The organism is Novosphingobium sp. APW14 (assembly GCF_032337075.1).
Classification (GTDB): Bacteria; Pseudomonadota; Alphaproteobacteria; order Sphingomonadales; family Sphingomonadaceae; genus Novosphingobium.
The window spans coordinates 84,055-104,108 of sequence record NZ_JAVYAB010000008.1 but is presented as its reverse complement, the minus strand read 5'-3'; the positions used below and the strand labels follow the sequence as shown (position 1 = coordinate 104,108).

19 protein-coding genes and 1 other RNA gene are annotated in these 20,054 nt (G+C 61.7%); 10 read left to right on the top strand and 10 right to left on the bottom strand.

Annotation, left to right across the window (positions count from 1 at the left end; translation table 11 throughout):
- The first annotated feature begins 101 nt into the window (after window positions 1–101).
- Window positions 102–1,277 (top strand): Na+/H+ antiporter NhaA, encoded by a 1,176-nt coding sequence (gene nhaA / locus RQP55_RS10980; protein WP_315610236.1) that lies wholly within the window; start codon window positions 102–104, stop codon window positions 1,275–1,277.
- 4 nt (window positions 1,278–1,281) lie between these two features.
- Here the strand turns inward: nhaA and RQP55_RS10975 are convergent, their stop codons facing one another.
- Window positions 1,282–1,716 carry a VOC family protein gene (locus RQP55_RS10975; protein ID WP_315610235.1) on the bottom strand — a complete coding sequence of 145 codons (435 nt, stop codon included), beginning with the start codon at window positions 1,714–1,716 and terminating at the stop codon, window positions 1,282–1,284.
- 133 nt (window positions 1,717–1,849) lie between these two features.
- Window positions 1,850–2,605: a TorF family putative porin gene (locus tag RQP55_RS10970; RefSeq protein WP_315610234.1), complete on the bottom strand. Its 756-nt coding sequence runs from the start codon at window positions 2,603–2,605 to the stop codon at window positions 1,850–1,852.
- 253 nt (window positions 2,606–2,858) lie between these two features.
- On the opposite strand from RQP55_RS10970, the gene RQP55_RS10965 reads away from it, so the two are divergent.
- From RQP55_RS10965 to RQP55_RS10955, 3 genes are read left to right on the top strand one after another with little or no spacing between them, the layout of a single operon-like run.
- Window positions 2,859–3,653, top strand: coding sequence for a metallophosphoesterase family protein (locus RQP55_RS10965; protein ID WP_315610233.1), 795 nt, complete (start codon window positions 2,859–2,861; stop codon window positions 3,651–3,653).
- Between the two features lie 3 nt (window positions 3,654–3,656).
- Window positions 3,657–4,967 carry a UDP-glucose/GDP-mannose dehydrogenase family protein gene (locus RQP55_RS10960; RefSeq protein ID WP_315610232.1) on the top strand — a complete coding sequence of 437 codons (1,311 nt, stop codon included), beginning with the start codon at window positions 3,657–3,659 and terminating at the stop codon, window positions 4,965–4,967.
- Window positions 4,968–5,027: 60 nt separating this feature from the next.
- On the top strand, window positions 5,028–6,233 hold the full coding sequence (locus RQP55_RS10955) for a serine hydrolase (RefSeq protein ID WP_315610231.1): 1,206 nt from the start codon (window positions 5,028–5,030) through the stop codon (window positions 6,231–6,233).
- 3 nt (window positions 6,234–6,236) lie between these two features.
- On the opposite strand, the gene RQP55_RS10950 is transcribed toward RQP55_RS10955, so the two are convergent.
- The 5 genes from RQP55_RS10950 to RQP55_RS10930 all read right to left on the bottom strand — a co-directional run bounded on the left by RQP55_RS10950 (window position 6,237) and on the right by RQP55_RS10930 (window position 8,920).
- The gene (locus tag RQP55_RS10950) at window positions 6,237–6,611 is read right to left on the bottom strand and encodes a response regulator (protein ID WP_315610230.1); all 375 of its coding nucleotides are present in this window, start codon (window positions 6,609–6,611) and stop codon (window positions 6,237–6,239) included.
- Window positions 6,612–6,675: 64 nt separating this feature from the next.
- Window positions 6,676–7,087, bottom strand: an RNA gene (gene rnpB / locus RQP55_RS10945) — RNase P RNA component class A.
- A gap of 42 nt (window positions 7,088–7,129) precedes the next feature.
- Window positions 7,130–7,831, bottom strand: a complete 702-nt coding sequence (locus RQP55_RS10940) for an N-acetylmuramoyl-L-alanine amidase (RefSeq protein ID WP_410000286.1) — start codon at window positions 7,829–7,831, stop codon at window positions 7,130–7,132.
- A 4-nt stretch (window positions 7,832–7,835) separates the two neighbouring features.
- The gene (locus RQP55_RS10935) at window positions 7,836–8,492 is read right to left on the bottom strand and encodes a histidine phosphotransferase family protein (RefSeq protein WP_315610229.1); all 657 of its coding nucleotides are present in this window, start codon (window positions 8,490–8,492) and stop codon (window positions 7,836–7,838) included.
- A 26-nt stretch (window positions 8,493–8,518) separates the two neighbouring features.
- The gene (locus RQP55_RS10930) at window positions 8,519–8,920 is read right to left on the bottom strand and encodes a M67 family metallopeptidase (RefSeq protein ID WP_410000285.1); all 402 of its coding nucleotides are present in this window, start codon (window positions 8,918–8,920) and stop codon (window positions 8,519–8,521) included.
- An 11-nt stretch (window positions 8,921–8,931) separates the two neighbouring features.
- Here RQP55_RS10930 and RQP55_RS10925 point away from each other — a divergent pair, with 11 nt between their 5' ends.
- From RQP55_RS10925 to mtgA, 3 genes are all read left to right on the top strand, one after another.
- Window positions 8,932–9,885: an RluA family pseudouridine synthase gene (locus RQP55_RS10925; protein WP_315610228.1), complete on the top strand. Its 954-nt coding sequence runs from the start codon at window positions 8,932–8,934 to the stop codon at window positions 9,883–9,885.
- Window positions 9,886–9,983: 98 nt separating this feature from the next.
- Window positions 9,984–10,904, top strand: coding sequence for an RNA polymerase sigma factor RpoH (rpoH, locus tag RQP55_RS10920; RefSeq protein WP_315610227.1), 921 nt, complete (start codon window positions 9,984–9,986; stop codon window positions 10,902–10,904).
- 62 nt (window positions 10,905–10,966) lie between these two features.
- Window positions 10,967–11,707 (top strand): monofunctional biosynthetic peptidoglycan transglycosylase, encoded by a 741-nt coding sequence (gene mtgA, locus RQP55_RS10915; protein ID WP_315610226.1) that lies wholly within the window; start codon window positions 10,967–10,969, stop codon window positions 11,705–11,707.
- 77 nt (window positions 11,708–11,784) lie between these two features.
- Here the strand turns inward: mtgA and RQP55_RS10910 are convergent, their stop codons facing one another.
- Window positions 11,785–14,460 carry a TonB-dependent receptor gene (locus RQP55_RS10910; protein WP_315610225.1) on the bottom strand — a complete coding sequence of 892 codons (2,676 nt, stop codon included), beginning with the start codon at window positions 14,458–14,460 and terminating at the stop codon, window positions 11,785–11,787.
- Between the two features lie 328 nt (window positions 14,461–14,788).
- Here RQP55_RS10910 and RQP55_RS10905 point away from each other — a divergent pair, with 328 nt between their 5' ends.
- Window positions 14,789–15,757: a cation diffusion facilitator family transporter gene (locus RQP55_RS10905; RefSeq protein WP_315610224.1), complete on the top strand. Its 969-nt coding sequence runs from the start codon at window positions 14,789–14,791 to the stop codon at window positions 15,755–15,757.
- 34 nt (window positions 15,758–15,791) lie between these two features.
- Window positions 15,792–16,283 carry a nuclear transport factor 2 family protein gene (locus RQP55_RS10900; protein WP_315610223.1) on the top strand — a complete coding sequence of 164 codons (492 nt, stop codon included), beginning with the start codon at window positions 15,792–15,794 and terminating at the stop codon, window positions 16,281–16,283.
- Window positions 16,284–16,304: 21 nt separating this feature from the next.
- On the opposite strand, the gene clpX is transcribed toward RQP55_RS10900, so the two are convergent.
- Together clpX and clpP are read right to left on the bottom strand one after the other, a co-directional pair.
- The gene (gene clpX / locus RQP55_RS10895) at window positions 16,305–17,561 is read right to left on the bottom strand and encodes an ATP-dependent Clp protease ATP-binding subunit ClpX (protein ID WP_315610222.1); all 1,257 of its coding nucleotides are present in this window, start codon (window positions 17,559–17,561) and stop codon (window positions 16,305–16,307) included.
- A gap of 132 nt (window positions 17,562–17,693) precedes the next feature.
- A complete protein-coding gene (gene clpP / locus RQP55_RS10890) occupies window positions 17,694–18,380 on the bottom strand; it encodes an ATP-dependent Clp endopeptidase proteolytic subunit ClpP (protein WP_315610269.1) in 687 nt (228 codons plus the stop codon).
- Between the two features lie 136 nt (window positions 18,381–18,516).
- Between clpP and RQP55_RS10885 the strand changes: the two genes are divergently transcribed.
- Window positions 18,517–20,043: an amidase gene (locus tag RQP55_RS10885; protein WP_315610221.1), complete on the top strand. Its 1,527-nt coding sequence runs from the start codon at window positions 18,517–18,519 to the stop codon at window positions 20,041–20,043.
- Window positions 20,044–20,054 lie beyond the last annotated feature (11 nt).

The following is a 20,054-nucleotide window of genomic DNA, read 5'->3' as shown; positions in this document are numbered from 1 at the left end:
AAATTGCCCGGAGCGCCCCGCCCTGTACGCCAAACATCGGAAGAGTAACAATATTATCCGCGGCTTGCAACGCGCACGCCGATAGGCGATTGGTTGGGTCCATGCACCGCACCCGTAATCCCGCTTCGCGCATCGCCCGCTCCCTTTCGCGGCTGTTTGGTGGTGAAGCTGGGGCTGGCCTGTTGCTGATCCTGTCCGCCGCCTTGGCCATGCTGGCAGCCAATTCCCCGCTCTCCGGAAGCTATCACGCACTGCTGCACGCACCATTGCCCGGGAGCCCGATCGCGAAGCTCGAAACTGCGCATCTGTGGATCAACGATGCGGTGATGGCGGTGTTCTTTTTCGTTGTCGGACTTGAGATCAAGCGTGAATTGCTGATTGGCGAATTGTCGACTCCGGCCCAACGCCGCCTTCCGGTGCTGGCTGCATTGGGCGGCATGGCCGCGCCGGCGATAATCTACCTTGCAGTCGCCGGACGTGATCCAGGCCTGTCCCAAGGCTGGGCGATCCCGGCCGCAACCGACATTGCCTTCGCGGTTGGCGTGCTGGCCCTGCTTAGCAAACGCGCGCCGCCCGCGCTGCGACTGTTCCTGCTGACCGTAGCGATTGTCGACGATCTCGGCGCAGTGGGGATCATCGCCCTGTTTTACACGGCGCAAGTCAAACTCGTCTGGTTGGGCGCTGGCTTTGGCGTGCTGGCCTTGATGCTATTGCTGGCCAGGCTACGGATAAGTCATGCGCTGCCCTATATCCTGCTCGCAATCGTCACCTGGTATTGCGTGCTTCATTCCGGGGTGCATGCAACCGTTGCCGGAGTTCTCGCCGCCTTTATGATCCCGCTGCGGCTGGATCGGCACGGTGACAGTCCGTTGCTGCGCCTCGAGCACGCTCTGGTGCCGTGGAGCGCTTACTTGGTGGTGCCTTTGTTCGGTTTTGCCAATGCCGGCGTCGAACTGGCGAACTCGATTGCGTTTGGTGCGTTACCGCTTGGCATTGCGCTGGGTCTGCTGCTGGGCAAGCCAATCGGCATTCTGGGCGCCATTCTGCTCGCGGCAAAGCTGCGGCTGGCGGAGCCACCTGTCGCCAATCGCCAGCAATTGGCCGGCATGGCCATGCTCTGTGGGATCGGCTTCACGATGAGCCTGTTTATTGGCGCGCTGGCCTTTCCCGGCCAGCAGGCGCTAATTGATGAAGCCAAGATCGGAGTCCTGGCCGGCTCAATCCTGTCGGCGTTTTGCGGCTATGCGCTGCTGCGGCTGGCACCGCAGCGCGACTAGGCCGTTACCAGGTCCCGACATTGGGCATCGATGCCCAAGGTTCCTGCGGCTCGAGATTGCCGTTCTGCAGCAACTCAACTGAAATGCCGTCAGGCGATTTCACGAAAGCCATATGCCCGTCGCGCGGCGGGCGATGAATGGTGTGGCCAGCATCGAGCAGCGCCTGGCAAGTTACGTAGATATTCTCCACCCGATAGGCGAGATGTCCGAAATTGCGGCCGCCGGTATAGCTTTCAGCAGATCCGTCCTCGGCGGGCCAATTGTAGGTCAGCTCAACCTCAGCGACGCCTTCCTGACCCGGCGCCGCCAGAAAGATCAGGGTAAAGCGCCCCTGCTCGCTCGAGAAGCGACGCACTTCCTTCAGGCCAATCAGCTCAAAAAAGGCGATCGTCGCTTCCGGATCGGTCACGCGGATCATGGTGTGCAGGAAATGGGTCACGGGTGCTCCAGGCTTGCTTTCCCGAAGCATAATACCGATGCGCGGTGATTGGAACTGCCCGACATAAATTGCGGAACGGCCCGCCCCGGCATTCGCCGGAACAGGCCGCCCTGCTCACCCCGTGGGGTAATTATCAGAAGCTGTACTTCAGCGTCGCCACAACAGCATCGTTCGAGAAGCTGTCGATCGAGGCGCCATCGACACCGATGTAGGCAACGCCAAGCGAGAGGCCCTTATACAGGGTTGCGCTGGCCGAGAGGCTGTAATCCCAACCGCCACCAGTCCCGGCAGCAGTCAGGCGCTTCGGCGAGAGGGCACCGTCGGTGTAACCGGCGTGGGCCGTGACAGTAACCGGGGTGTTGGGCACGGCCAGTGACCAATCGGAATAGAGGTAGAGGTTGTCATCCCCACCCAACGAATCCTGCTTCCACGCATAGTTCAGACCGAATTTGGCGCTGGCCGGGCCGATCGCCGCGGTAAGTGATGCGTAGGGTTCGAAGACATTGCCATCGCCAACGCTACCAGCTGGATAGACGTAGTACAGCAGGCCAACGTCGGCCGTCAGGGCGCTGCTGACCTTGCCGGTCCAGCCAGCATAGAGATCAACCTCACTCGAACCGTAAACATCGAGTGCATCCTGTTCGAGGCTCGAGGCCCAGGTGCCGGCATAGAGGCCGGACGAGTGGTTGACGTTGATCGAACCCTGGATCGCCACATCGCCACCCGAAAGCGAGATGCCGCGGAAGCGGTAGTCGGTAACCAGGGCAACGTTGCCGGTAACGGTCACATCAGCCGGGGGATCGGTTTCATCAGCGAGCGCCGGAGCAGCAGCAAGGGCCGAACCGGCCAGAAGGGTTGCAGCGACGAGGCTGCGGACGGACGTGAGCATGTCAATCTTCCTATTCGATTGTTGGTGCTTCGTCCCACCTGCGTCCACCCCTTGCTGCTCGTTTCGGCAGCATTCGGTTTGGACAACAAGGGGGTGACACAGTTTTGTTGCACCGCACAAGAAAAAACCGGCCGAAAGATTACAACGGCAATAAAAGTGTGCCTTTAAGGCAACGGCCAGATCCCGCCGACGGTCGACCCAAGCCGCGGAGATTATTGTCCATTAGCCACCAGACGGCTATGGCCACGGCCTGATGTTCTCCCGTCTGCGCCAGTTACTCCGGGCAGCCCCGCAGCCCCCCCTTGCCGCAATTCCGGTCGGGCAACGCGTCTATGCGATTGGCGACATCCATGGTCGCGCAGACCTGTTTTCGGCACTTATGGATGCTATTGACGCGGATGATGCCGCGCGGGGAGCAGCCCAGACCGCAGTAATCTTGTTGGGTGACCTGATCGATCGAGGACCCGACAGCGCTGGCGTAATCCGCATGGCCCGTGCGTGGGAGAAGAAGCGGACCGTGCGGATTCTGATGGGCAACCACGAGGAGATGTTCCTTGGTGCGCTCGAACAGGAAGAGACAATGCGCCACTTCCTGCGCTTTGGCGGCCGCGAGATGCTTTTGTCCTATCCGCTGGATCCCATGGCCTATACCCGCGCCGAGCTGGCCGAAGTGGCCGGCCTTGCCCGCAAAGTCATTCCGGCCGCGGACATAGCCTTCATCCGCGGCTTCGAAGACTGGGTCCAGATTGGCGACTATCTGTTTGTCCATGCCGGGATCCGTCCCGGCATGGCAATCGAGGACCAGCGACAGAGTGACCTGCGCTGGATCCGGGAAGCTTTTCTGGACCATACTGAGAGCTTTGGTACGACCGTGGTCCACGGCCACACCATTTTCGATTCCCCCCAGGTCCGGCATAACCGCATCGGCATCGATACCGGCGCCTATCGCAGTGGCAGGCTTACGGCACTGGGGCTGGAGGGAACAAATCGCTGGCTGCTGACCGCAGTGGCGGAAGACGGCGCGGTTCGCGTCCAAACAGAGGAATAGGCGATGAAGATTGCGATGGTTGGCTCGGGTTACGTGGGCCTGGTTTCGGGTGCCTGCTTCGCTGATTTCGGACACGAAGTGGTCTGCATCGACAAGGACCCTGCCAAGATCGAAAGCCTGCGCGCCGGAATCATGCCGATCTATGAGCCGGGACTGGCGGAACTGGTCGCATCGAACGTGCGCGCCGGGCGCCTGTCCTTCACCACCGACCTGGCCGAGGGCATTGCAGACGCCGGCGCCATCTTTATCGCGGTCGGCACCCCCAGCCGTCGCGGCGATGGCCATGCCGACCTGTCCTATGTCTATGCCGTGGCCGAGGAGATCGGACAGAACCTGAAGAACGATGCTGTCGTGGTGACCAAGTCGACTGTACCGGTGGGTACGGGCGATGAGGTGGAGCGCATCCTCAATGAGGCCCATCTTCCCGTTCGCGTCGCAGTCGCCTCCAATCCCGAATTCCTGCGCGAAGGCGCGGCAATCGGCGATTTCAAGCGCCCCGACCGGATTGTCGTCGGGACCGACGATGACTGGGCCCGCCAGGTAATGACCGAGGTCTACCGACCGCTGTTCCTCAACAAGGCGCCGCTGCTGTTCACCAGCCGGCGTTCGTCTGAGCTGATCAAATATGCCGCCAATGCTTTCCTTGCGGTCAAGATCACCTTCATCAACGAGATGGCGGACTTGTGCGAAAAGGTCGGCGCCGATGTTCAGGACGTGGCCCGCGGGATCGGCATGGACGGGCGCATCGGCGCCAAGTTCCTGCACGCTGGACCGGGTTATGGCGGCTCCTGCTTCCCCAAAGACACGCTGGCCCTGCTCAAGACTGCTGAAGACTATGAAGCGCCGACCCGGATCGTCGAGGCGGTGGTCAAGGTCAACGAAAGCCGCAAACGGGCAATGGGCCGCAAGGTGATCGAAGCGCTCGGCGGTATGGACGAAGCCCGCGGCAAGAAGGTCGCCATGCTCGGCCTGACCTTCAAGCCGAACACCGACGACATGCGCGACAGCCCGGCGATTGCCATCGCTCAGGCACTGGTTGACGCTGGCGTCCAGGTTGCAGCTTACGATCCGGAAGGCATGGAAGTGGCCAAACCGCTGATGCCCGCGGTGGACATGCAGCCCGATGCCTATTCGGCAATCCGGGATGCAGATGCCGTCGCGATCGTCACCGAATGGGACGCCTTCCGCGCGCTGGACCTGAGCAAGGTCAAGGCCTTGGCCAAGACCCCTGTCCTGGTGGACCTGCGCAACATCTATGATCCGGCTGAAGTCCGCGCAAAGGGCTTCGCCTATTCCAGCATTGGACGCCTTTAACCCCCTTCCCTGATCAGCCGGCGCGGCTATGGTGCGCCGGACATCAGGGGAAGGATGATAATGCGCAAACGGACTGTTGCCCTCGGCACGCTGGCGGCTGTGCTTTTGGCAGGCGGGGGATGGTACGCCAGCCTTGATCGGGAAACCCGCGGGCTGCTGGCAGCCATGCCGACAGACCGCGACGTGCTGATGTGGTCGCTTGACCAGCGCGATGCCGCGTTCCGGGCGATGGACCGCTTGCCCGTGCTGGCCAAGGCCAGCCAGATCGCGCCTTCGGCCAAGCCGCTGCCCTTGCCGCAGGGCAAGCCGCTGGTCATTCCCGGCGTGGACGAATACCTTGCCAATCAGCGCGCGTCCGGGATCGTGATCCTGCAGGACGGCAAGATCCGCTTCGAAAAGTATGCGCTGGATTTTGGCCCGACGGGGCGCTGGACCAGCTTCTCGGTCGCCAAGTCGTTTACCTCAACCCTCGTCGGCGCGGCGATCCAGGACGGCTATATCAAGAGCCTGGAAGACAAGGTCAGCCAGTATATTCCGGGCCTTAAGGGGTCGGCCTATGACGACGTCTCGATCCGGCAACTGCTGACCATGAGCTCAGGCGTGCAGTGGAACGAGGATTACGAAGATCCCAACGCCGACGTTGCCAAGTTCAACAATGCCGAACCGGAAGACGGCCTCGATGCCACCGTCAGCTACATGCGCCACTTGCCGCGCGCTCACCCGCCCGGCGCAGTCTGGCACTATAACACGGGGGAAACCAACCTGATCGGGGTGTTGGTTTCATCAGCCACAAGTAAGCCTCTGGCCCAATATCTCCAGGAAAAGATCTGGCAGCCTGCGGGCATGGAAGCTGGAGCAACCTGGCTGCTGAGCAAGACCGGGCATGAGATCGCGGGCTGCTGCCTTCAGGCGGCAACGCGCGATTATGCCCGCTTCGGCCAGTTTGTGCTGGGTGGCGGCATGGCCGGCGGCAAGCAAATCGTACCGGCCGACTGGTTTGCCCAGGCAACAATCAAGCAGAAAGAGATCGGCGAGCCTGGCCGCGGCTATGGCTTCCAGTGGTGGACCTATGATGATGGGTCAGTCGCCGCACAGGGCATCTTCGGCCAGGGCATCTTCATCGATCCGAAACGGCGGCTGGTGATCGCTTCGAACGCCAACTGGACGCGGGCGACCAAGGGCCCCGAACCGCAGGCCCGCGAAGCCTTCTATCAGCAGGTCCAGCAACTGCTCGACGCGGAAAGCAAAGCTGCGCCCGGAAAGTAGCGCTCAGTCAGGCCTCTGCCCCAGCGCTGCCCGGAAGGCCCGCTCCAACTCGTCCAGGCTATATGGCTTGGTCACGCTGGGAACCTGAGCCAAGTCTTTTGGCACATCCTTGCTGGTATAGCCGCTGGCAAAGATGAATGGCACGCCTAGGCCGCGCAGTTGCCGGGCTAGGTCGAAGCTGGAGCGATCATTGATATGGATGTCGAGCATCGCCAGGTCTGGTCGCTTCCGCGTGAGCGCTGAATCCGCTGCGTCCAGGGTGGTCACCCATTCCGCCTCACCGCCGGCCGCCTCAATCAGTTCTTCGAGCAGAATGGCAATCAGCGGTTCGTCCTCCAGGACAAGTATCCGTTTGCCAAGAATCGGGCCATTCCGCATTGTAAGACTTCCTGTGCGAAGCCCCGCAGGGACAACAAGCGCGACAGCTAAAAGCCAAAATAGTAAAGCCAGGGGGCCTGTAAGCCGGGTTCTGTAGTGCGGACGGTATCCCAAGAGAGACCGTATCCGCCCTGGCAGCCATTCCTCTTGGCAGCGTGTTGCCACGTTGCTCTAGCAACCAACCCGGGCGGTCGGGTCCGAAACTGACCTGCCCTGCCTTGCGACAGGGCGCGCCGCCCCTATTCGGTCTTGCTCCGGGTGGGGTTTGCCGTGCGAGCCCTGTTACCAGGGCCCCGGTGCGCTCTTACCGCACCCTTTCACCCTTACCTGACAAGTCAGGCGGTCTGCTCTCTGTGGCACTTTCCCTGGGCTTCCCTGCAAGCAAGTCGCCCGGCGGGCGTTACCCGCCACCCTTGTTTCGTGGAGCCCGGACTTTCCTCGGCATCTTACGATGACGCGGCTGCCCGACCCCCTGGCTGGACTCATCTAGGCGGTGCACTGCCTCGCCGCAAGCGCGGTTACCGTGTCTTCCCGGTATCGCGGTCCAGCAGCAGCGAGAACAGCATGGCCGAGCACTCCCCATCGACCTGCCCGTCGATGATGTGCGGGCGCCAGCGGCGCTGGAAGGCCCGCACTGCCGCTTGCTGGTCGGAAATGTCATATCCCCAGCGCTCCAGCGCCAGGAAGAATGCCCCGTCATTCTCAAAGGGCGATGGCATCGATACCCGCGGGGTCTTGAGCGCCAGGCGGTGTGCAGCAAGCAGGTCCCAGTCAAACAGCTCGCCCGGATCCTCCTTGCGCGCCGGGGCGACATCCGAATGGGCGACCACGTTGGCGCGGGGAATATCATGGCGCTGCACGATTTCGGCCAGCAGCGGCAGCAGCGCCGCCATCTGCTCATCCGGGAAGGGGCGATAGCCAAACTCATGACCCGGATTGACCAGCTCGATCCCCACGCTGGCGGAATTGACATCGGTGATCCCGCGCCAGTGGCTCTTGCCGGCATGCCAGGCGCGACGATCCTCGCGAACCAGGCGGTGGACCGTGCCATCCTCTTCGATCAGATAATGCGCGGAGACCTGCGCTGCCTCATCGCACAGCCGGGCGAGTGCTTCGTCGGCACTTTGCATGCCGGTGTAGTGGAGCACCACCATTGAGATGGGCAATTGCCGCTCGTTCCAGTTCGGCGAGGGCGTCTCGAAGTGGATCAGCTCGGTCAAGCCATTACCCCTCGGGCAGGACCGCGCCGAGCACCAGCGCCTCGTCGCTCAATGCAAATTGTAGCCCGCCGCCTTGGCGCTGGGCGATCTGGTGGAGCATAAAGGCAGCAGCATTGCGGCTGGTCAGCCCGCCTTCACCTAGGTCACCTTCCAGCGCCTTACCGATTTCCCGGTCAAAGGCGATGCGCGGGCCAGCCGCACGGACGACGATCTCGCTCGCCCCGCCGCGGGTTTCAGCGCCAATATCCAGCGTTCCGCCACGCACAAGGGCTTCCATCCCCAGCAGCGCAAAGTTCAGCAGCACTTTGATCGCCGGCTTTGGCAGGCTGGCCACACCCAGTGTCCAGTTGACGTTAACCCGGGCGTTATTGGCGGCCAAAGCATCGACCAGCACCTTGGCCTCTTCAACCGCGACGCTCTCACCAAACCCGCCGGCAGCACCAAAGGCGAGCCGGAAAAACTTGAGCTTGTCGGCGCTGATCCTTGCACTCTGCTCCAGCAGTTCAAAACAGCGCTTGCGCATTTCGGGATCCTTCTCATCTGCGAGAAGTTCCAATCCATTGGTGAGCGCACCGACCGGGCTCAACAGGTCATGGCACAGCCGCGAGGCAAGCAGGCTGGCCAGGTCCAGACCTATGGTGTTGAGCGAATTGTCGGTCATGCGATCCAAATCTCCTTTTCCCCTCCTTAACTTGCGACGAGTCCAAGGGGAAGCGGTTCAAACCCGCCAGGAGCATCGCGCCACCAGCCGATCGTACCACCTGCAACGATTGCCCAGATCCGTCCATCACCGCTGGCCGCTGCCTGGTCCGTTGCAGATGGGTTGGTCAGGCCGGTGGGGTGCGAATGATAATAGCCAAGAACCTGGAGGCCACCTTGGCGGGCCGCACGGTGGGCCGCAATGAGCACTGCCGGATCAATTTCAAAATGCCGCCATGGATCGCTATGGACATTACGCGCCGGCAGAGCCTGGCTGATCACGCCGCCCTGCCCCAACAGCAGTCCGCACGCCTCTTCGGGGTGGGCTGCCGCCGCTTCTGTCAGCAGTGTGGCTTTCGCGCCACTTGTCACAACCATTTCCATCGCCATCTCGCATAGCAATGAATGGGGAGGAACGCATTATTTCCGGCACACTGCCGGGGGGCGAGCGGCTCGACAAGGCGTTGAGCCTGGCGAGCGGGCTGTCGCGCGAACGGATCAAGGCGCTTCTCGCTGATGGCCGCATTGCACTAGACGACAACGTCACCGCCCAGGCCAGCCTGAAACCGGCTGCCGGCACCGCTTTTGCCATTACCGTCCCGGCCGCTGCGCCCGCCGAGGCAATCGCCCAGGATATTCCGCTGTCCATCGTGTTCGAAGACGAACACCTGATCGTAATCGACAAGCCGGCCGGGCTTGTGGTCCATCCCGCTGCCGGAAATCTTGATGGCACGCTGGTCAATGCCCTGCTGCATCATTGCCGCGGGCAATTGTCGGGGATTGGTGGCGTGGTCCGCCCGGGAATTGTCCACCGGATCGACAAGGAAACGTCCGGACTGCTGGTCGTGGCCAAAACTGATGCCGCGCATGAGGGGCTGGCCAAGCAGTTTGCCGACCATTCGATCCACCGGGCCTACCGGGCCATTGTTGCCGGGGTGCCCAAGGCGGCGAGCGGCACAGTAAGCGGGCATATCGGTCGGTCAGACCATGATCGCAAAAAAATGGCTGTGCTTCACCCGCTCAACCAGCGCGGCAAGCACGCCGTCACGCATTACCGACTGATCGAGCCACTCGGACTGGCCGGACTGGTCGAATGCCGGCTCGAGACCGGCCGCACCCACCAGGTGCGTGTTCACATGGCATCAATCGGCCATCCGCTATTGGGCGACCCTGTCTATGGTCGTAATCCGCAGCGGCTTAAGCCGATTCTCACCCAGCTTCACTTCGCCCGGCAGGCTCTGCACGCAGCAGAGCTGGGCTTCATCCACCCCGTTACGGGGGCAGCGCACAGCTTTGCTTCTGCACTACCCGCCGACATGGCGGGGCTGTTGGTCGAATTGAGGAACCAAACTTGAACGATTGCAGTAATTAGAAAGTCTGTGTGGCCGCCACTTGGGGATGCCTCTATAGGGTCCCTTACCGGCAAGCCGACGATGAAAGGACGGTTAGTCGAATGCCCGATAAGAAGCGCAACCTGCCCGCTACCGGCGGAGTCAACGTGCCCAGCCTTGGCGCGGAGCAGGGCCTCAATCGCTACCTGGCTGAAATCCGGAAGTTTCCGGTGCTGACGGCAGAGCAGGAATATATGCTCGCCAAGCGCTATCAGGAGCATCAGGATCCCGAAGCCGCCAAGCAGCTGGTGACCAGCCACCTGCGGCTCGTGGCCAAGATTGCCATGGGTTATCGCGGCTATGGCCTGCCCGTGTCCGAGCTGATTGCCGAAGGCAACATCGGGCTGATGCAGGGCGTCAAGAAATTCGAACCCGATCGCGGCTTCCGCCTGGCGACTTATGCCATGTGGTGGATCAAGGCCTCGATGCAGGAATTCATCCTGCGCTCATGGAGCCTCGTGAAGATGGGGACCACCGCGGCGCAGAAGAAGCTGTTCTTCAATCTGCGACGGATGAAGAAGAACCTCGATGCCTATGAGGACAGCGATCTTCATCCCGACGACGTAAAGACCATCGCGACCAAGCTTGGCGTGTCAGAGACCGAAGTGGTCAACATGAACCGCCGGATGATGATGGGTGGGGACGCATCGCTCAACGTCTCGTTCAACGATGAAGGCGAAGGCCAGTGGCAGGACCTGCTGCAGGATGATCGCCCGTTGCAGGATGAAACGGTGGCCGATCTGGAAGAGGCCGGCATGCGCCATGCGCTGCTGACCGAAGCCCTTGGGACGCTGAATGAGCGGGAACGCCATATCCTGACCCAGCGCCGCCTGATTGATGAGCCGCAAACGCTTGAGGAACTCAGCCAGGAATACCAGGTCAGCCGCGAACGCGTCCGCCAGATCGAGGTCCGCGCCTTCGAAAAGCTGCAGAAGGCCATGCTACGCATTGCGGGCGACCGGCGCCTGCTACCGGCAGCCTGAGACTTTCGCCGTGCCGCGCCAAAGGATTGGCGCGGCACGGCTCTCGCGCTAGCCTATAGGCAATGATGCGCTTTCTCACGCCCGCCCGCCCCACCGCGCAAAGCGGTCTTGCCTATCGACTTGGCTGGTGGACCAGCCGGATCATTGTCTGGTTCCTGGCGATCAGCCTGGGGCTGACGCTGATCTACAAGTTCGTGCCGATTCCCATTACGATCACGATGCTCAGCGATCCGAACGGGATTGAAAAGGACTGGACGCCCATAAGCCGAATCGACCGCAATATGGTTGCAGCGGTGATTGCGGGCGAAGATGCGAAGTTTTGCACCCATTCTGGCTTTGATCAGGAGGCAATCGCCCAGGCGATCGAGCGCAATCAGCGCGCCAAAAACAACGGAAGTGGCAAACTGCGCGGCGGATCAACCATCAGCCAGCAAACCGCCAAGAACGTGTTCCTGTGGCAGGGCTGGGGTTGGGACCGCTATGCCCGCAAGGGGCTGGAAGTGTGGTTCACCTTCCTGATCGAAAACATCTGGGGCAAGCGGCGGATCATGGAGGTTTACCTCAATGTCGCTGAAACCGGGATCGGGACCTATGGCGTCGAAGCCGGGGCCCAGCGCTATTACAAGAAAAGCGCGGCCCGGCTCAGCCGGGTTGAGGCAGCCCGGATTGCCGCAGCCCTACCTAGCCCCAAGAAGCGCGCCGTAACCGGTGCCAGGGGCTTCACCCGCCGCCACGGCAACACCATCGCCGCGCGCAGCGGGGTGATCCGCAACGCTGCCCTGGACAGCTGCGTTTACCGCTAATCCAAGGCCAGTCGGGACAAAAAGAAAGGGGCGCCGAAGCGCCCCTTTCCCTTGTCTGGTTGAACTGATCGGTTCGATCAGAACTTGATCACAACCGTGCCGCTGACGGTGCGCGGAGCGCCGATCTGCACGTTCGGGACCGAACCAAAGGTCGACACGCCGGTGGTGGCGTTGAACGACTGGCTCTGGTTCAGGTTGCCGCCGAAACCGCCGACATAGAACTTGTCGAACAGGTTGTAGACGTTCAGCTGGAGGAAGGTCCCGTCGTTGAGGCCGAGGAAGTTCAGCTTCAGGCGAGCGTCGAGGTTGACCAGCCAGTAAGCCGGGGCAACGTCATTGTAGACCTGCGTACGAGCCGTAGCTGCGGTCGGCGTGACGCAGGTTGAGGCGTTGGCGCAAGCCTTCGCACCCGAAGCGGTGAAGGTACCGGTGAAGACCGCTTCGTTGGTGTCGTAGATATAACGCTCACCAGTGCGCTTGGTGGTGACACCAAGGCTAAGCGGGCCGAAATCGGCGGTGGCGTTGAAGCCAAGGGTGTACTTCGGCGCACCAGCTTCACGCTTGCCAGCGGTCAGCGCGTAGATTGGCGAACCATCGGTGTTCTCACCAACCGCGATGTTGTCACGGATCTTCGACTTCAGCACGCTGCCGAAGGCATAGAAGGTGACCTGGTCGACCGGCTGAAACGCGATCGAGCCATCGAAGCCGTACTTCTTCACGTTACCGAGGTTACGATACACGGTCTGGTTGATTTCCGGATCGTAGGCCGAAGCCAGACGATCGTGGAACTGGTTATAGAAACCAGAAACCTGAGCCTGGATCCGACCCGAACGGTAACGCACACCGGCATCGAAGTTATCGGTGGTTTCGGGGCTCGGCTTTGCGCGAGCCGTGCCGGCCGGGAAGTAGAACGCGTTGTACAGGTTGTCCGTGCCCGGAACCGAGAGACCCTGCGAGAAGTTGCCGAACACGCTGAGGTTGTCAGTCAGGTCGAAGACGAAGCCAACGTTCGGCAGGACCTTCTTGTAGTTCAGCACGCGGTTCTGCGGTGCAGCCCAACCAGTGACCGAAATGGCACCCGTGGTGGCATTGGTGGTCGCCGTGTAGGGGTTCAACGTCGCTGCGGTGGTGTTCAGCGCGGTGTTGCCACCGAAGCATTCAACAAAGCCACCAGCCGAGCTGGTGAAGCAGTTGTTGGTCAGGTCGCGCTTGAAGAACGGCATACGGATGCCGGCCGTCACAACCAGACGCTCGTCGATGAACTCACCGCGATACTCGCCCGATACCTGATGCAGGATCGCGTAGGACAGACGGTCACGCTTCTGCAGCACCGCACCGTTGACGTCCTTCAGGCCGGCATTGACCGGGAAGACGTCGGTCGGTTCGCCATTGATCTGGAGCAGGCCGACTTCACCGGTCTGACGGTGACGGGCACGGTCAAAGGTGTAGTTGACGCGGAAGGTGTTGTGGTCGTTCATTTCCCAGCGCAGGCCGGCGATCACGCCGATGCGGTGGGTCTGGGTCTGGCTCGGTGCCAGAACCGAAACGCTGTCAAGCACGTCGCCGTCGCCATTGACGTCGCGGCCGAAGTAGGGCGAGCCCGACAGGTAACCGGCAACGTTGTTTACGCCTGAGGTCGGGTCGATGTCGCGCAGGCCTTCACGGCCAGTCACGGTGCCGCCGCCATTGGCCTTAACGTACTGATAGCTCGGGTCCACCGTCAGGACGACGTTGTCGGCCAGGGTGAAGCGCGAGTTCAGGCGGATGTTGCCAGTGTTCGACGGGTTGTAGCGACGGTCGAACTCGGTGCCGCAGGTGGTCGCAGCATCGGCAGTACCAGCCACGCCAGCGGCGATGAGGCACGGATAGTTGATCAGGTACTTGCGCTCGTCGGCATTGGCCGGGAAGCGGTTGCTGCTGGCCGAACCGACAACGCGGTTGGCATCAAGGCGCAGCGGCAGCGAACCGAAGAAGTTGTTGCGGTTCTGGTTGTAGTGACCCGACAGCGAGATGAAGTCGTCACCCTTGAGCGGCAGGTAGATCTTGCCGTTGTACTGCTGCTTGTCGACCTTGCCGTAGTTGTTGAACGGGTTGTCGTTCTTGGCGCGGCTGGCCGAGAACCAGGCACGCAGACCGCTGGCGGTCAGGTCACCGGTTTCGATCTTGGCGAACATCCGGGTGAAGTCAAACTGGCCAGCCGAGCCCGACAGCATGACGTTGAAGTCACGGTCCGGACGCTTGGTGCGCAGGTTGACGGTACCGCCGGCTGCCGAAGCGGTCGGGCTGTCGACGTCGGTGGTGCCGAGGTTAACGTTGACCTGCTCGATCAGTTCGGGATCGATCTGCTGGTTCGAATAGATCGCGTAGTTGCCCGAATCGTTCAGCGGCACGCCGTCGAAGGTCAGGCTGACGCGGTCCGACGAGAAGCCGCGGATGTTGAGCGTGCCGCCCGACGAACCGTAGGCGTCGTTGTTTTGGAAGCTGACGCCCGGGATCTGGTTGATCGTGTCGAGGATGGTCTGGCCCGGGTTCTGACGCTCAATGTTTTCCTGGGTCAGGACGGCCTTGGCCTTGGCAGTGTCGGGGGCGGAAACGCCTGCGACAGCCTGGGTGCCCGTGCGGGTCCCGGTGACGATGATTTCCTTATCGAAGTCGATCGAGCCGGTCGACTGGGCGAAGGCCGGTGCGCTCAGCGCGGCGACGCCAATGGCGAAGCTGCTGGCGGCGGTGGTCAGGGCGGAATTGATGCGCATGACGGAGGTATTCCCTGTTGTGGCAGACTTGAGAAACACGTGTCTTCAGGCTCCGGGCGAATCGCCCGGATGCCGGATGCGGACGCTCATAGCGCCGCAATGCAGGCCTCTAAACAGGCGCATGTGACATGTCTGCGACTAGTTCCCACCCCGTTGACACCATCAGCAGTCGCGGTGGCAGATTATTACACTCGTCGCCGCATATGCGTAACTTTCAATCGAAAAGCCGGAAAAACGCAGTAAAACTGCGGGTTTTACGTTCAACCAGGCATGAACGATTGTTGCTGCACTGCGGCAAATGTGCAACGGTTGTCCGGAAGGGACAAGCATGAGCGGCGCGCACCACCACGGGCCCGGGGTTCACCACCATCGGAGCCACGGCCATCATCACCATGATCACCACGAGCACTCCCACCGGGTTTCCGGTTCAGGGCGCGCCTTTGCCGTAGCTGTGGCGCTTAACGTCGGCTTCGTCATGATCGAAGTCGCGGCGGGGGTGTGGAGCGGGTCGATGGCGCTGCTGGCTGACGCCGGGCACAATCTCTCGGATGTCCTGGCCCTCTTGTTGGCCTGGGCAGCCAGCATTCTCGCCGCTCGCCCGGCCCGGGCCGGCTATACCTATGGCTTCAAGAGCTCTTCGATCCTCGCGGCGATTGCCAATGCGGCGCTGCTGTGGGTAGCGCTGGGCGCGATCCTGTTTGAGACGATCCATCGCTTCTTCAATCCTGCGCCGATCGAAGGCGAGGTGATGATCGGCGTGGCCGCTGCCGGGATTGCGATCAACGCGCTGTCTGCCGCTCTGTTCGCCAGCGGGCAAAAGGAAGACCTGAACCTGCGCGCCGCCTTCGTCCACCTCCTTGCCGATGCAGCGGTTTCGGCCGGGGTGGTCATCGCCGGCGTGGCCATCTGGCTGACCGGCAAGGCTTGGATCGATCCGCTGACCAGTCTGCTGATCACTCTGGCAATTGGCTGGGGGAGCTGGGGTCTGCTCAAGAACGCAGTGCGGATGGGTTTGCATGCCGTACCGCCCGGGATCGATCCGGATGAAGTCCAGCGCTGGCTCATGGCCCGCCCGGGCGTGTCGACCGTCCACGATCTCCACATCTGGCCGATGAGCACCACCGAGACCGCTCTGACTGCGCACCTCGAAATGCCGGGCGGACATCCCGGCGATGCCACGCTCCACAAGCTATCCGAAGAGCTGGCACGTCACTTCGGAATTGACCATTCGACCATCCAGATCGAACTGGGCGGCGAACCGTGCAGCCTTGCAGGCCACGGCGGCCATCACCATTAAGGGTGGCACCACCGTTTTCGGGAAAGGATTGAGAATGCGCGTTTCACCCTGGTTTGGCGCAATTGTCGCCGTGGCTATCGCCGGCAGCGCCGCTGCGCAGGAAGATCCCAAGACCCTGTTCCAGGGGCGCTATGATGCGTTCCGCAGCGCGATGGCGGCTCAGGACCAGGCTGCCGTTGGCGCCATCCTTGCTCCCGGCTACACCATGACCGACATCCAGGGCGAAGTTCGTGACGCTTCGGCACTGGCGCAGATGATGCAACGTATGCCGGCCGCCATGGGCCGCGATGCCAAGACGACCGTGCTTGAAGCCACGGTGACCGGTTCCACGGCCGCCGTGAAGCAGCAGCTCAGCGCCAAGGCGACCCGCCCCGGTCCCGACGGCAACGAAATGACCATGGAATTCGAGGTGACCTCGAACGACACTTGGGTGAAGAACGGCGATGCCTGGCAGCTCAAGGCCAGCATTCAGAAGGATATCGTCGTCAAGCGCGACGGCGAAGTCTTCTTCAAGCAGTCAAACTGATTCTGCCGGTTAGAGGCGGCCTCAGGCCGCCTCTTCCTTGGCCTTGAGGACCCGGACTGGTTCCTTGCGGCCCTCCACCACATCCTTGTCGACCACGACTTCGGCGATTTCCGCCTCGCTCGGAATGTCGAACATGGTGTCGAGCAACAGTCCTTCGACGATTGAGCGCAGCCCGCGCGCACCGGTCTTGCGCTCAATCGCGCGCTTGGCGATCGCTTCCAGCGCATCGTCAGTGAAGGTCAGGGTCACGTCTTCCAACTCAAACAGCTTGGAATACTGCTTGATCAGCGCATTCTTAGGTTCGCGCAGGATCTTGACCAACGCTTCGACATCGAGGTCTTCCAGCGTCGCGATCACCGGTAGGCGGCCAACGAATTCAGGGATCAGCCCGAACTTCAGCAAGTCTTCCGGTTCGGCTTTCTGCAGCAATTCGCCAACCTTGCGTTTGTCCGGATCGGCGACGTGCGCACCAAAGCCGATCGAACGCTTCTGCAAGCGGTCAGCAATGATCTTTTCAAGGCCGGCGAAGGCCCCGCCGCAGATGAACAGGATGTTGGTTGTGTCGACTTGCAGGAACTCCTGCTGCGGATGCTTGCGTCCGCCCTGCGGCGGAACGGAGGCTGTGGTCCCTTCCATCAGCTTAAGCAGCGCCTGCTGCACACCTTCGCCCGAAACGTCGCGGGTGATCGAAGGGTTTTCGGCCTTACGGCTGATCTTATCGATTTCGTCGATATAGACGATCCCGTGCTGGGCCTTCTCGACGTTATAGTCGCTGGCCTGGAGCAGCTTGAGGATGATGTTCTCGACGTCTTCGCCCACGTAGCCTGCCTCGGTCAGCGTAGTCGCATCGGCCATGGTGAAGGGCACGTCGAAGGTCTTGGCGAGCGTCTGGGCTAGCAGGGTCTTGCCCGAACCAGTCGGGCCGACCAGCAGGATGTTCGACTTCGAAAGTTCGACGTCGCCACCCTTGCCGCTGTGCTTCAGGCGCTTGTAGTGGTTGTGGACGGCAACCGAGAGGACGCGCTTGGCGCGGTCCTGGCCGATCACGTAGTCATTCAGCGTCTCGAAGATATCCTTCGGGCTGGGAACCCCGCCGTCCTTCTTGCCGGCGATGCCGGCCTTGGTTTCCTCGCGGATGATGTCATTGCACAGCTCAACGCATTCATCGCAGATGAACACGGTGGGGCCAGCAATCAGCTTGCGCACCTCATGCTGCGACTTACCGCAGAAGCTGCAGTAAAGAGTGCTTTTCGCGTCGGATCCGCTCAATTTCGTCATGCCTATTCCTGTTTCCCGCATGGGCGGGACTCGCCCAATCCTAACCGGGCGAATGCATTAATCAATCCTGGCGCTTAGCACCGGGGAGCTTGCCCCAGGCTGAAGCGGCAAGGTTAGCAAAGCCTTGGCGGCTTACTCCGGCGCACCGCCTGAACCGCTTGCATCCGAATCGGTGCTGGGCCGGCTTTCGAAAACCTTGTCGACCAGGCCAAAGGCCAGCGCCTCATCGGCTTCCAGCCAAGTGTCACGGTCCAGCGCCTTCTCGATCTCGTCAACGCTTTTACCCGTGTACTTGGCATAGTGCGTGTTCATACGTTGGCGCAGGCGCAGAATTTCGCGTGCCTGGATCTCAATATCGCTGGCCATGCCGCGGGCGCCGCCAGAGGGCTGGTGGATCATCACGCGGGCATTCGGCAGGGCAATGCGCATTCCTGGCTCACCGGCAGCGAGCAGGAACGAACCCATCGAACAGGCCTGGCCAATGCAAACAGTAGATACGCGCGGGCGAATGTACTGCATGGTATCGTGAATCGCGAGGCCGGCCGTCACCACGCCGCCGGGCGAGTTGATATACATCGAAATATCCTTCGATGGATTTTCGCTTTCCAGGAACAGCAGCTGGGCAACGATGACCGAGGCCATGTGGTCCTCTACCTCGCCAGTAACGAAAATGATCCGCTCGCGCAGCAAGCGCGAATAGATATCAAAGCTGCGTTCGCCGCGGCTTGACTGTTCGACCACGACAGGGATCAGCGCGCCGGTAACCGGATCGTAGTTGAATTTGCCCTGGGCGCCGGGCTGATTGAACAGGTCGAGCATGGTATTCCTCATGTGAATAGTTGCGGCCTATGTCGTCCCTGGCCGCGCGATGTTCAAGGGTGTTAACCGATTGATGTTTTCCCGGCCCTGATCATAACGTCGTGACAAGCCAATCTTGACAGGCAGGAGTTGATGAATGTTGCGCTTTGCATCCGTTGTTGCCCCACAGTCATGTCTGCTGCTGCTGGCAACCGCGCTGGCCGCCACGGCCAGTCCAGCTTCCGCCGCAAGCTCAGCCCAGCGCGCAGCCGAGGCAGAGACCTATCTCGCTGCCATTGCAAGGCTTGACGATTCCGACAAGGGCCCACAGCTCAATGCAGTGATCGCCGCCAACCCTGCGGCACCTGCCGAAGCGGCCCGCCTGACAGGCTCGGGTCCGCTCGATGGCCGGACTGTGCTGATCAAGGACAATATCGAAACCCGCGAATGGCCAACGACAGCAGGTTCACTGGCGCTGGCCGCCAACCGCACAAACCGCGATGCACCGCTGGTGGCGCGACTGCGCGACGCGGGCGGCGTCGTGCTGGGCAAAACCAACCTAAGCGAATGGGCCAATATCCGGCATTCCCCCAGCACTTCCGGCTGGAGCGCGATCGGGGGGCTGACTAGAAACCCTCACGCCATTGATCGCAACACCTGCGGGTCGTCTTCTGGCAGTGGCGCGGCAATTGCTGCGGGCATGGCCTGGGGCGCAATTGGCACCGAGACCGACGGTTCGATCACCTGCCCCGCCAGCGTCAACGGGATCGTCGGCTTCAAACCGACAGTCGGGCTGGTGAGCCGTACGCATGTGGTTCCGATCAGCGCCAGCCAGGATACCGCCGGGCCCATGACGCGGACGGTCGCTGATGCGGCCATCTTACTGAGCGCCATCGCCGGCAGCGACCCGGCCGATACTGCAACCGCCGAGGCGGATACCCGCAAGGCCGATTTCAGTCAGGGGCTGGCAACCGCTTCACTGGCCGGCGTTCGGATCGGCGTTCTGACCCGCGCAATTGGCAACCATCCAGGCGTAAGCAAGGTCTTTGCCCAGGCCGTTGCCGATCTCAAGGCGGCCGGTGCGGAGATCGTGGCGATCGATTTCCAGCCAGACAGCTCGATGTATCGCGATGAAAGTTTCGTGCTGCGTTATGAGCTGCGCCGTGACCTCAATGCCTATCTGAGCACCCTGCCCGGCACCGGCATGCCCCGCAGTCTGTCCGAAGTGATCGAATTCAACCGAGCCAACGCCGACAAGGAGCTGCGCTGGTTTGGCCAGGACACCTTCATCGCGGCCGACAAGATCACCGATGCCGATGCCCATGCCAAGGCGCGGGCGAATTCGCAGAAGCTGGCAGGCGAACTGGGAATCGACAAGTTGCTGGCCGACAACAACGTGGCGTTGCTGGTCGCGCCAACCGGAGGGCCGGCCTGGTCGACCGATCTGGTGTCCGGCGATCGCTTCCTGGGAATTGGTGCCGGCAGCCTTGCCGCCATCGCCGGCTATCCGCACCTCACCGTCCCGATGGGCGCGGTGGAAGGGCTGCCGGTCGGCCTCTCGATGATGGGTGCCAAGTGGCAGGACCACGCCGTGCTGAAGGCCGGCGCAGCCTATGAGCGGGCGCGGACTGCCGTCTTGCCCCAACCGCGATTCAAACGCTGGGGGGAGCAACACTCTAAATGATTGCAATCATT

Excerpts from the sequence above, each read along its gene's own strand:
- nhaA (WP_315610236.1), top strand. The coding sequence starts at position 102 with ATGCACCGCACCCGTAATCCCGCTTCGCGCATCGCCCGCTCCCTTTCG.
- RQP55_RS10970 (WP_315610234.1), bottom strand. The coding sequence starts at position 2,605 with ATGCTCACGTCCGTCCGCAGCCTCGTCGCTGCAACCCTTCTGGCCGGT.
- RQP55_RS10965 (WP_315610233.1), top strand. The coding sequence starts at position 2,859 with ATGTTCTCCCGTCTGCGCCAGTTACTCCGGGCAGCCCCGCAGCCCCCC.
- RQP55_RS10960 (WP_315610232.1), top strand. The coding sequence starts at position 3,657 with ATGAAGATTGCGATGGTTGGCTCGGGTTACGTGGGCCTGGTTTCGGGT.
- RQP55_RS10955 (WP_315610231.1), top strand. The coding sequence starts at position 5,028 with ATGCGCAAACGGACTGTTGCCCTCGGCACGCTGGCGGCTGTGCTTTTG.
- RQP55_RS10950 (WP_315610230.1), bottom strand. The coding sequence starts at position 6,611 with ATGCGGAATGGCCCGATTCTTGGCAAACGGATACTTGTCCTGGAGGAC.
- RQP55_RS10935 (WP_315610229.1), bottom strand. The coding sequence starts at position 8,492 with ATGACCGACAATTCGCTCAACACCATAGGTCTGGACCTGGCCAGCCTG.
- RQP55_RS10930 (WP_410000285.1), bottom strand. The coding sequence starts at position 8,920 with ATGGCGATGGAAATGGTTGTGACAAGTGGCGCGAAAGCCACACTGCTG.
- RQP55_RS10925 (WP_315610228.1), top strand. The coding sequence starts at position 8,932 with ATGAATGGGGAGGAACGCATTATTTCCGGCACACTGCCGGGGGGCGAG.
- rpoH (WP_315610227.1), top strand. The coding sequence starts at position 9,984 with ATGCCCGATAAGAAGCGCAACCTGCCCGCTACCGGCGGAGTCAACGTG.
- mtgA (WP_315610226.1), top strand. The coding sequence starts at position 10,967 with ATGATGCGCTTTCTCACGCCCGCCCGCCCCACCGCGCAAAGCGGTCTT.
- RQP55_RS10910 (WP_315610225.1), bottom strand. The coding sequence starts at position 14,460 with ATGCGCATCAATTCCGCCCTGACCACCGCCGCCAGCAGCTTCGCCATT.
- RQP55_RS10905 (WP_315610224.1), top strand. The coding sequence starts at position 14,789 with ATGAGCGGCGCGCACCACCACGGGCCCGGGGTTCACCACCATCGGAGC.
- RQP55_RS10900 (WP_315610223.1), top strand. The coding sequence starts at position 15,792 with ATGCGCGTTTCACCCTGGTTTGGCGCAATTGTCGCCGTGGCTATCGCC.
- clpX (WP_315610222.1), bottom strand. The coding sequence starts at position 17,561 with ATGACGAAATTGAGCGGATCCGACGCGAAAAGCACTCTTTACTGCAGC.
- clpP (WP_315610269.1), bottom strand. The coding sequence starts at position 18,380 with ATGCTCGACCTGTTCAATCAGCCCGGCGCCCAGGGCAAATTCAACTAC.
- RQP55_RS10885 (WP_315610221.1), top strand. The coding sequence starts at position 18,517 with ATGTTGCGCTTTGCATCCGTTGTTGCCCCACAGTCATGTCTGCTGCTG.